The sequence below is a fragment of the Ilumatobacter sp. genome, assembly GCF_039969435.1.
In the GTDB taxonomy this organism is placed as follows: Bacteria; Actinomycetota; Acidimicrobiia; order Acidimicrobiales; family Ilumatobacteraceae; genus Ilumatobacter_A.
This window is the reverse complement of sequence record NZ_JBDVNU010000006.1, coordinates 416014-426606: the sequence shown is the minus strand read 5'-3', so window position 1 is coordinate 426606 and position 10593 is coordinate 416014. Positions and strand designations below refer to the sequence as shown.

Sequence of the window (10593 nt, the reverse complement as noted above, 5' to 3'; positions counted from 1 at the left end):
AGCGGCACATCCCGGCCGTCGTCAGGTGCCGTCGACGAACTCTGCGATCGCATCGGCGATCGCCGCGTCGTGACCCTTCAGATCGTGTCGCGCCCCCTCGATCCAGAGGTGTTCGACCGGCGCCGGGATCGTGGCCGTCCACGTCTCCAGTTCCTCGGGGGTGCCGAACGGATCCCGCGTTCCGGAGATGAACAGACACGGCACGGAGATGTCGGGGAGATGCTCGACACGCAGCTTCTCGGGCTGCTTCGGCGGGTGGAGCGGATAGCAGATCAGCACGAGACCGGCCAGGCGTGCGACCGGTCCGGCGCCGTCGACATCGGCGGCGACCATCGTGGTCATCCGCCCTCCCATCGACCGACCGCCCATCACGACGGGACCGCGCCGCCGAGCGAACTCCACCAGGTCGTCGCGGACCGACGCCATCAGCTTCGGGGCCCGATCGGGAGCCGTGCGACCCTGCCTCCGGTACGGGAAGTCGCGCCGCTCCACGTAGGCCGACGACCCGAGCCGACGTTCGGCGGCCACGAGGCTCGAATGGTCACAACCCGTTCCCGCTCCCGGATACAACACCACCGTCGCCTTCGCCATGCGACGATCCTGCCACGGTCGCCCCCATCTCACGCTCCACGGATCTCGTGGCCACCGACGACGGAACGGTCGCAGATGCCGCCGCGCCGGCCCGACGAGCGGTGAGGGACGACGCCGGGGATCGGACGATCCGGCTCGGCTCAGCCGAGGATCCGGCGGGCCTCGGCGAGGTCGGACATCGCCTTGGCGGCGTCGATCTCGGCCCCGCCGTGGTCGGGGTGCACATCACGCATCCGAGCGCGGAACGCCTTGGTGACGAGCCGCTTGGACGGCTTCTCCGCACCCAACTCGAAGCCCAGCATCTGCATCGCCCACCCACTCGGGTCGGCGAGCGCTGCGAGCGTCGTGGTCTGTGATCCGGCGAGGTACGCGATCATCGATGCGCCGATCGGGCCGCGCCATCGCGCCGCCTTCTGCAGCACCGGCACGATCAGGCGCCGGTGTTCGAGCGCCAGGCGTTCCACGGCGTAGATCGCACCGAGCACCTGCGCCAGGTCCGTGCCGGTCGTGGCGAAGTCGAAGGAGATGTCGTCCCCGTCGCCGATCAGGCGATGCGTACTGTGGGACAGCCCGTGGCGGTCGAGCTGGAACCGGTGCCGAAGGCGCGGTTGGACGACCCGGTGGCCGGTGGCGATCTCGTCGATCAGTCGGTGGACGTCGGGCACGTAGTCGTCGTCGACGCCGTCGAGGTGCTGCGCGATGATCGCGCCGAGCAGCAGCCCGCCGAACCCGGGGGCGGGATCCACCGGGAGCACCATGTGCCCGAGCGCGATCCGCCGCGTCGGCTGCACCGGCCGGCTGTGGTGGATCTCGAGTTCGGCGAGGAGCACGGACCGACGAAGCTCAGACGAACTCGCGCACGGTCGAACGCAGCTTCTGCGCCAGACCGATCACGTCCGAGGACTCCTCGAGGTGCCCGTCGTCGCCGATCGCACCGTCCTCGACGGTGTTGCTGTCGGCGTCGGCGTGGATCCTGTCGACGATCGCAGCGACGTCGGCGACCGCCTGCTTCCAGACCCGTGGCGCCAGGGCGTAGGGCGGATGCTCGCCGTCGATGAGGCCGTCGAGGTCGATGATCTCACGGCGCGCCTTGGCGTCGAACGGATCCTTGGCCAGCTTGTCGGCCACCAGGAAGATGTCGCTCAACACCCCCTCGGGCGGCTCGTCGGCGCCGTCGTCGACCGGACCGAGTTCTCCGGCCTCGATCGCGTCGAGGAGGGCGTCGACGTCCTCTTCGGCGTCTGCGGCGACCCGGACCGTGGTCGACGTCCAGCGGTGCGGGATCTCCGCGTCGATCAGTGCATCCGTGAGCGTCGAACGATCGGCATCGCTCCACTCGTCGAGCCCGTACTCGACCGATTCGTCGTCGGGGTCGAGGCCCACGGGGAACGGCCCGAGTTCGGCTTCGAGGTGCTCGAACATGGCGTCGGTCGCCGATTCGACCGCTTCGGGGACCACCAGTTCCTCGTCGTCCCAGTAGTGCGGCAGGCCGGCGTCGGCCAGTGCTTCGGCGAGCTCGGCGCGGTTCTCGAACGTCCACGCCGACAGGTCGTAGTGGACCTTCACGATCTCGTCGTCGTTCGGATCGAAATCGATCGGCTGACCGGACGCAGCCGTGTCCTGCTGCTGTTCCTCGCCACTCTGCTTGTTCACGAAAGCCACATCGGCACGCTACCGGCGGCCCCGGCGCAGCGACGGGCGGCGGCGGCCGACGGCGACGTCACGCGACGAGCTGGGATTCAGCGCACGGGCGTTCGGCAACGACGGGTAATCGGCGGTGACCTCGACCTGGAGATCGTGGAGTCCGTCGCGTGCTACGAACCGCTCGGCGGGTGAGCGAGCACGCGGTCGAGGAACGCCGCGGTCCGCTCGTATTCGTCCTCGACGTGTTCGGCTCGTCGGAATCCGTGGCCCTCGCCCTCGTACACCACGAACTCGACCGGTGCGCCGGCGGCCTCGACGACCCGTACCAGCCTCTCGCTCTGGGAGATGGGGACCACCGGGTCGTCGGTTCCGTGGAAGATCAGCAGCGGCGAGGTGATCCGTTCCGCCCGGTGGATCGGTGAGAGCCGGGCGAACGCCGCCTCGGACTCGGGCGATCCGTCGTTCGGCGCCACCAGCGTGTCGGTGTAGTGGGCTTCGAACCGGTGGTCGACCTCGGTGAGCGCCACGAGGTCGCTGACCGGGTACGACGCCACCCCGCCGGCCACCAGGTCGGGATGGTCGGCGAGCACCCCGAGCACGGTGAGTCCACCCGACGAGCCGCCGAGGACGACGGTCGACCCGGGCGTGGCCCAACCCCGACGGTGCGCATCGCGGATCAGGTCGGCGGTGTCGTCGACGTCCAGGCGGCCCCACTTCCCGTGCAGGGCCTGGTGGTACACCCGGCCGTGACCGGTCGTGCCGCGAGGGTCCACCACGAGCACGTCCCATCCGCGCGTCATCCAGTACAGGATCCGTGGCCGCCAGTCGACCTGCCACTGGTCCGTCGGCCCACCGTGGACCCAGACGAGCATCCGTCCCAGCCCCACGACGAAACGACGGGCGTGCAACGTGGTCCCGTCGGCGGAGGTCGCCTCCACGATCTCCGGCTCGGGAAGCTGCGACCGATCCCACACGTCGGGCTGCGTGTGCGCCAGTGTCGTGCGGGCCCACGGACTGCCGCGATACATCACCAGTTGCGTCGGCGTCCGCGCTCCCGACCGGATCGCCACCAACGCGTCACCGACCCAGTCGAGGTGGCCGTGGACCCCTCGACCCAACTGTTCGACCTCCCCACTCGTGAGGTCCGCCACGCACAACGCCCCGTGGCCCGCTTCATTGCGCACGAACGCCAACCGACGCCCGTCACCGTCGAGGGCGTAGGAACGGTTGCCCATCCCCCACGTCGGCCCGGCGTGATCGAGCGACTCGCACACCACGGGTCGGTCACCGATGTACACGTTCAGCCATCCGGAACCGTCGTGGACGTGGATCGGCTCGCCGTGCGGAGTGAACCGCGGTTGCTGGAACGCACCGTCCACGATGCGCCACTCGCTGATCGCACCGGTTCGCAGGTCGCAGTCCACACGGACCGCCCCGTCCCACGCCATGTCCGGAGGACTCCACCCCTGCCACGACACGATCCGTTCGTCGGGCGCGATCGCCGGATCGAAGCAGAACGCGTGCCGCCCGTCGTCGATCCGCCGTTGCTCCCCGGTGTCCATGTCGATCAACCAGATCTCCGCATCGTCGAGCACGTGGGCCACCAGCCGATCGTCGGCGTCCGGTGTCGGACGCTGTGACGCGACGGCCGGTCCTCGGGCGGATCGGCCGTGGGAGGTCAACCGCTCGAGGTGCATGCCGGTCTGCCGCCAGAGTTCGCCGTCGAGTGCGGCATAGAGCAGCGAGAGCGGCCCATCCGTGCGTTGCAGCCACGTGAAGCACCCACCACCGAGGCCCCGGCCGGGGGCGGGCTCGGCTCCGAAGGTGAGCCGGCGTTCGATCCCGTCGCCGTCGACCGCCACTCGGCCGATCGACGTGGTGCCGCCCGTGCGCTGGACGAACCCCACCCAGCGTCCGTCGGGCGACACCCGCGGTTCGGTCAGGTCACGACCGGCTCGGATCAGCGAGAGCGGAATCGGTTGCATCGTTCGACCCTACGCACCTCCGCCGCCTCGATTCCTTCCCGTCGGATCTCGATGTCGTCGCACCGTTCACCGTCCCACCTTTCACGGTTGGCTCGGTGTCTGACTACGGTCAGAGCATGTCCGAACAGCATCGTGAGCGCCCAGACCGCAACCTGGCCATGGAGTTGGTGAGAGCCACCGAGTCCGCCTGCCTGGCTGCTGCGCGCTGGGTCGGGCGCGGCGAGAAGGAGAAGGCCGACGGAGCCGCCGTCGAAGCGATGCGCCTGTCGCTGTCCACCGTCCAGATGAGCGGGACGGTGATCATCGGAGAGGGCGAGAAGGACGACGCTCCGATGCTGTTCAACGGCGAGATCGTGGGTGACGGTTCGGAGCCACAGGTCGACGTGGCGGTCGACCCCATCGACGGCACGACGCTCACCGCCCACGGCAAGACCAACGCACTCTCGGTCATCGCGGTGGCCGATCGCGGAGCAATGCTCGACCCTGGCCCGTCGTTCTACATGGAGAAGATCGCCGTCGGCCCCGACTCGGTCGGCTCCATCGACATCACCGCGAGCGCCACGCAGAACCTGCGGTGGATCGCCAAGTCGAAGGGCGAAGACGTCCAGGACCTCACCGCCGTCATCCTCGACCGCCCCCGACACGCCGACCTCATCGCCGAGGTGCGCGCGGCCGGCTGCCGGATCCGGCTGATCACCGACGGCGACGTCTACGGCTCCGTCGCCACCGCCTGGCCCGATGCCGGCGTCGACGTGCTGTTCGGCATCGGCGGGACACCCGAGGGCGTGATCTCGGCAGCTGCGTGCAAAGCCATGGGTGGCGAGATGCAAGCGCGTTTCGCTCCGCAGAGCGATGAAGAGCGCGCCAACATGGAGGCCGCCGGCTTCGACCTCAGCCGGGTGATGAACCAGGACGACCTGATCACCGGCGACAACTGCTTCTTCGCCGCCACCGGCCTGACGGACGGCGCTCTGCTGCGCGGCGTCCGGTTCGACAAGTTGGGTGCCCGCACGCAGAGCCTCGTCATGCGGTCACGCAGCGGGACCGTCCGCTTCGTCGATGCCCGCCACAAGGTGAGGAAGCTCCGCGCGTTCTCCGCCATCGACTACTGACCGGACATCACCCGACGACCCGGACGAGTTTCAGCCGAAGCTGTTGACGAGGACGGCGAAGTGCTTCGACGTCGCGCCGTGCCGGGTGCCCACGATCGCCTGGTATTCTCCCGATTCGTAGATCTCCTTCGCTCGTTCGATCGACTCGAACTTGAGCACGACGGTCTGCTTGCCCGCACCGTCGCCCTCGATCTGCTCCGACGCCGGGTCGAACACCACGACCTCGCACTCGTCGGGGATCCGCAGCGCAGCCACCGATCCGGCCTGGTACTCCTTGTACATGTCGAGGTCGTCGACGTCGTAGTTCACGATCAAGTAGGCGCTCATGGAGCGCCATCGTTCCAGACGGCCGCAGTCCGCGACGACCCGGATCGACTCGGTCGCACAGGTTCCGTCGAGTTCGACGACCGATGCCGGGACATGCGTCGGCGAGCCCGCTCACCGGGATCGGGCACACAGGTTTCGCACGTCGGGGACGTGCGGTCCAGCTGCGGTCGGGTCAGGCCGTGAAGGAGGTGCCGGTGGCGGTGAGACGCGCGCTGGCGCGCGCCTTGCCGGCCACAGCGTCGGCGATCTTCGATTCGACCTGCTCGTCCTTGAGCGTGCGCTCGTGACGCTCGAGGGCGTCCTTGGCGCGAGCCACGTCGATGTCGGCGGCGAGTTCGGCGACGTCGGTGAGCAGTGAGATCTTGGTGGTCTCACCACCGCTCACCTCGACGAACCCCCGGTGCACGGCGACGTCCTGGACCTTGCCGTCGGTGAGGAAGATCCGCGTGTGGTTCTCGACGAGAGCGCCCACGAAGGGCTGGTGCCCGGCCTGGAATGCGATCTCGCCTCCCCCGAGGGTGCGCGTGATCACCATGTTCGCCTCGCCCGAGAAGAGCACCTTCTCCGGCGACACGATGTCGACGTGAAATGGTTCAGCCATGATCAGCTGTCCAGCAGCTGCTTGGCCTTGGCCTGCACCTGGTCGATGTTGCCGACGTTGAGGAATGCCTGCTCCGGGAGATCGTCGAGTCCACCGTCGATGATCGCCTCGAACGACTCGACGGTCTCGGCGACCGGCACGTACTCACCGTCGAGGCCGGTGAAGACCTTGGCGACGAAGAACGGCTGGCTCAGGAAGCGCTCGACCTTGCGGGCACGGGACACCGTCAGACGGTCCTCGTCGGACAGTTCGTCGAGACCGAGGATCGCGATGATGTCCTGCAGTTCCTTGTAGCGCTGCAGGGTCTCCTGGACGCGGCGGGCGACTCCGTAGTGGTGCTCGCCGACGACCTCGGCGCTGAGGATGGTCGACGTCGACGACAACGGGTCCACTGCCGGGTAGATGCCGAGCGAGGCAACCGTACGGCTGAGCTCGGTCGTGGCGTCGAGGTGCGTGAAGGTGGTGAACGGCGCGGGGTCGGTGTAGTCGTCGGCGGGCACGTACACGGCCTGCAGCGACGTGATCGAGCGACCCTTGGTGGAGGTGATCCGCTCCTGGAGCTGACCCATCTCGTCGGCCAGTGTCGGCTGGTACCCCACGGCGGACGGCATGCGTCCGAGCAGGGTCGACACTTCCGAACCCGCTTGGACGAAGCGGAAGATGTTGTCGACGAACAGCAGCACGTCCTGGCCGGCCACGTCACGGAAGTACTCCGCCATGGTCAGCGCCGAGAGAGCGACACGCAGGCGCACGCCCGGCGGCTCGTCCATCTGACCGAAGACCAGTGCGGCCTTCTCGTACACGCCCGACTCCATCATCTCGAGACGGAGGTCGGTGCCCTCACGGGTGCGCTCGCCGACGCCGGCGAACACCGACACACCACCGTGCTGCGATGCCACACGGTTGATCATCTCGGTGATGAGCACGGTCTTGCCGACGCCGGCGCCACCGAACAGGCCGATCTTGCCGCCGGCGACGTAGGGGGTCAGCAGGTCGACGACCTTGATGCCGGTCTCGAACATGCGAGCGGACGGCTCGAGGGAGTCGAAGGTCGGCGCGGAGCGATGGATGTCCCAACGCTCCATCTCGGCGAGACCTTCGGGCTGCGTGTCGAGGGCTTCGCCCCACACGTTCCACACGTTGCCGAGGACCTTCTCGCCGACGGGCACCTGGATGCCGTGCCCGGTGTTGCGCACGGGTGCGCCACGGACCAGACCGTCGGTCGGCTTCATGCAGATCGCACGCACACGACCGTTGCCGAGCTGCTGAGCGACTTCGGCGAGCACGTTCGTCGACTCGCCTTCGAGCGTGACGGTGAACTCGATCGCCGAGTTCAGTTCCGGCAGCGCGCCGCGCGGGAACTCGACGTCGATCACGGGGCCGGCGATGGCGACGACCCGGCCGTCTTGCAGTTCGGTTGAGGATTCAGTCATGGTCATTTCGATGATCTCCTGTGTCGATCAGATCTGGTCGTCGGGGTACTTCTCGTTGTGGAACCGGCGGGCTTGGCCCTGCCAGTCGTCGCGCTGGATCCGACCTTCGAAGCCGAGGCTGTCGTCGATGCGATCCATCTCCGCGGCATCCCACGTGGTGATCTCTTTGAAGGTGGTGATGCCCAGGGCGTGGAGACGCTCCTCGAGCACACCGGCCACACCCTCGATGAGCTTGAGGTCATCGGGTCGTTCCATCGTGGCGGTGGTGGCGCCGGAGGACTGCGCGGCGGGGGCCGCCCCGGGCGACGCTGCACGACCGGGTGCCGGTTGCGCACCCAACGGATCGCCGAAGTAGTCGTCGCCCATGTCGATGTAGGCGATGACGTCGTCGCCACTGTCGAGGGCCGCTGCGCCACCGACGATCTCCATGATCTCGGAGGTGATCGACGCCTGGCGGGCCCGGTTCATGACGATGCTCAGGCTCCGGATGAGTTCCTCGGCATTGTCGGTGGCCGACTTCATCGCCCGCTGGCGGAAGGCGTGTTCGGACGCCGCGGCGTTGAGCAGCGCCGCGTAGATGCGGGCTTCGACGTAGCGCGGAAGCAGCGTGTCGAGGATCTCGGTCGGGTCGGGTTCGAACTCGAAGGACGCCCCGCCACCGGAGGTGTCCTTGCCGTCGCCGCCGACGACCGTGGTCGCGCTGAGCGGCACGAGCGGGCGGAGGACGACTTCCTGGCTGCCAGCGGTGATGAAGCGGGTGTAGACCAACTCGACCTTGTCGACCTGACCGGTGACGAACAGGTCCACGACGTACTCGCCGATGCGGCGTGCGTCCTCGTAGCTGGGCTGGTCGCTGAAGCCCATGAAGGACTCGGTCAGTTCGTAGCCGCGGAAGCGGAAGTACCCCTCGGCCTTCTTGCCGACGGGCACGATCTTGTAGCTCTTGCCGGCGAGCACGTCGGCCTTGACTTCGCCTTCGGTCGCACGCTGCACGCCGGCGTTGTAGCCGCCGCAGAGTCCGCGGTCGGCGGTGATCGCCACGTAGCAGGTGGTCTCGACGTCGGCGCGCCCGGCGAGCATCGGAGCGTCGGAGGAGGCCCCGGCCGCGGCGAGATCCTTGACGACCTCGGTGATCAGCTCGGAGTACGGCACTGCTGCCTGCACCCGCTGCTGGGCCTTGACGATGCGCGAACCCGCGATCAACTCCATGGCGCGCGTGATCTTCTTCGTGGACTGCATCGCCTTGATGCGGCCCCTGAGGATGCGTTCTTGTCCACCTGCCATGAATGACTACTCCGTCGCCAGCGTCTTGGCGGATGCGGCGTCGCCCATCTCGTCGGCGTCGACGGAGGACGGGTCGACCGGCTTGCCCGGGGTGCCGCCGGTGGGCGTGAACTGAGCCTTGAACGCATCGACGGCGCCGGCGAGGGCGTCGGGGATCTTCTGCGTCTTCAGCTCGTCCATCAGCCCGCCGTGGCTCGAGTGCATGAACTCGAGCAACTCGGACTCGAAGCGCGCCACGTCGGTGACGGGCAGGTCGTCGAGGTATCCCTTGGTCCCGGCGAACAGCGAGACCACTTGATCCTGGACCGGCATCGGGCTGTTGAGCGGCTGCTTCAGCAGTTCGACGAGGCGATAGCCACGCTCCAACTGAGCCTTCGAGATCGCGTCGAGTTCGGAGCCGAACGTGGCGAACGCCTCGAGCTCACGGAACTGTGCGAGGTCGAGCTTCAGCGTTCCCGCCACGCCCTTCATCGCCTTGGTCTGTGCGGCGGAGCCGACGCGTGACACCGAGATGCCCACGTCGACGGCGGGCCGCACGCCGGACTTGAAGAGGTTGTCCTGGAGGAAGACCTGGCCGTCGGTGATCGAGATCACGTTGGTCGGGATGAACGCCGAGACGTCACCGGCCTTGGTCTCGATGATCGGCAGGGCGGTGAGCGATCCGGCACCGTTCTCGTCGGACAGCTTCGCTGCCCGCTCGAGGAGACGCGAGTGGAGGTAGAACACGTCGCCGGGGTATGCCTCACGGCCCGGCGGGCGCCGTAGGAGGAGCGAGATCTGGCGGTAGGCGTCGGCCTGCTTGGAGAGGTCGTCGTACACGATCAACGCGTGTTCGCCGTTGTCCATCCAGTGCTGGCCGATGGCACAACCGGCGTACGGAGCGAGGTACTTGAAGGGTGCCGAGTCGGCGGCCGGCGCCGAGACGACGACCGTGTACTCCATCGCACCGGCCTGGCGCAGGGTGTCGACGGTCTGTGCGACGGTCGACCCCTTCTGCCCGATCGCGACGTAGATGCACTTCACGCCGAGACCCTTCTGGTTCAGGATCGTGTCGATGCAGATGGCGGTCTTGCCGGTCTTGCGGTCACCGATGACGAGTTCGCGCTGGCCGCGACCGATCGGAGTCATCGCGTCGATGGACTTGATGCCTGTCTGCAGCGGCTCGTGCACCGGCTGGCGCCCGAGGATGCCCGGAGCCTGGATCTCCATGCGGCGTTGGATGGCACCGACGATCTCACCGCCGCCGTCGATCGGCTCGCCGAGTGCGTTGACGACACGACCGAGCATCGCGTCACCGACGGGCATCGAGAGGATGCTGCCGGTCGACTTGACGGTCTGGCCCTCTTCGATGGCGTCGACGTCGCCGAGGACGACGGCGCCGATCGAGCCCTCGTCGAGGTTCAGGGCGAGGCCCATCGATCCGTCCTCGAACTGCAGCAATTCGTTCACTGCTGCGTCCGGCAGACCGGACACGCGGGCGATGCCGTCGCCGACTTCGGCGACGCGACCCACGGTGCGGGCCTCGACCGACGGCTCGAAGCCGTCGAGGTTCTTCTTGAGAGCGGACGCGATGTCCGCTGCGGAGATGGTGAGTTCAGCCATGTTCGTTCCTGACG

At 67.9% G+C, this 10593-nt stretch carries 9 protein-coding genes and 1 pseudogene; 1 reads left to right on the top strand and 9 read right to left on the bottom strand.

Annotated features, from left to right (window positions below):
- Nucleotides 1–21 precede the first annotated feature (21 nt).
- From ABJK40_RS02765 to ABJK40_RS02750, 4 genes are all read right to left on the bottom strand, one after another.
- Nucleotides 22–591 (bottom strand): alpha/beta family hydrolase, encoded by a 570-nt coding sequence (locus ABJK40_RS02765; protein ID WP_348478081.1) that lies wholly within the window; start codon nucleotides 589–591, stop codon nucleotides 22–24.
- Nucleotides 592–731: 140 nt separating this feature from the next.
- Nucleotides 732–1421, bottom strand: a complete 690-nt coding sequence (locus ABJK40_RS02760; protein WP_348478082.1) for a J domain-containing protein — start codon at nucleotides 1419–1421, stop codon at nucleotides 732–734.
- Nucleotides 1422–1434: 13 nt separating this feature from the next.
- Nucleotides 1435–2253, bottom strand: coding sequence for a hypothetical protein (locus ABJK40_RS02755; RefSeq protein WP_348510136.1), 819 nt, complete (start codon nucleotides 2251–2253; stop codon nucleotides 1435–1437).
- 152 nt (nucleotides 2254–2405) lie between these two features.
- On the bottom strand, nucleotides 2406–4220 hold the full coding sequence (locus ABJK40_RS02750) for a prolyl oligopeptidase family serine peptidase (protein ID WP_348479269.1): 1815 nt from the start codon (nucleotides 4218–4220) through the stop codon (nucleotides 2406–2408).
- 116 nt (nucleotides 4221–4336) lie between these two features.
- Here ABJK40_RS02750 and glpX point away from each other — a divergent pair, with 116 nt between their 5' ends.
- Nucleotides 4337–5332 carry a class II fructose-bisphosphatase gene (gene glpX / locus ABJK40_RS02745; protein WP_348479270.1) on the top strand — a complete coding sequence of 332 codons (996 nt, stop codon included), beginning with the start codon at nucleotides 4337–4339 and terminating at the stop codon, nucleotides 5330–5332.
- Nucleotides 5333–5362: 30 nt separating this feature from the next.
- Here the strand turns inward: glpX and ABJK40_RS02740 are convergent, their stop codons facing one another.
- The 5 genes and pseudogenes from ABJK40_RS02740 to atpA form a co-directional block, all read right to left on the bottom strand.
- Nucleotides 5363–5659, bottom strand: a complete 297-nt coding sequence (locus tag ABJK40_RS02740) for a DUF1330 domain-containing protein (RefSeq protein WP_348479271.1) — start codon at nucleotides 5657–5659, stop codon at nucleotides 5363–5365.
- 172 nt (nucleotides 5660–5831) lie between these two features.
- Nucleotides 5832–6260, bottom strand: a complete 429-nt coding sequence (gene atpC / locus ABJK40_RS02735) for an ATP synthase F1 subunit epsilon (protein WP_348479272.1) — start codon at nucleotides 6258–6260, stop codon at nucleotides 5832–5834.
- Nucleotides 6261–6262: 2 nt separating this feature from the next.
- Nucleotides 6263–7693 carry a F0F1 ATP synthase subunit beta gene (atpD, locus tag ABJK40_RS02730; protein WP_348479273.1) on the bottom strand — a complete coding sequence of 477 codons (1431 nt, stop codon included), beginning with the start codon at nucleotides 7691–7693 and terminating at the stop codon, nucleotides 6263–6265.
- Nucleotides 7694–8092: 399 nt separating this feature from the next.
- A pseudogene (locus ABJK40_RS02725) lies at nucleotides 8093–8977 on the bottom strand (F0F1 ATP synthase subunit gamma); the annotation flags it as partial.
- Nucleotides 8978–8983: 6 nt separating this feature from the next.
- Nucleotides 8984–10579, bottom strand: a complete 1596-nt coding sequence (gene atpA / locus ABJK40_RS02720; protein ID WP_348479274.1) for a F0F1 ATP synthase subunit alpha — start codon at nucleotides 10577–10579, stop codon at nucleotides 8984–8986.
- Nucleotides 10580–10593 lie beyond the last annotated feature (14 nt).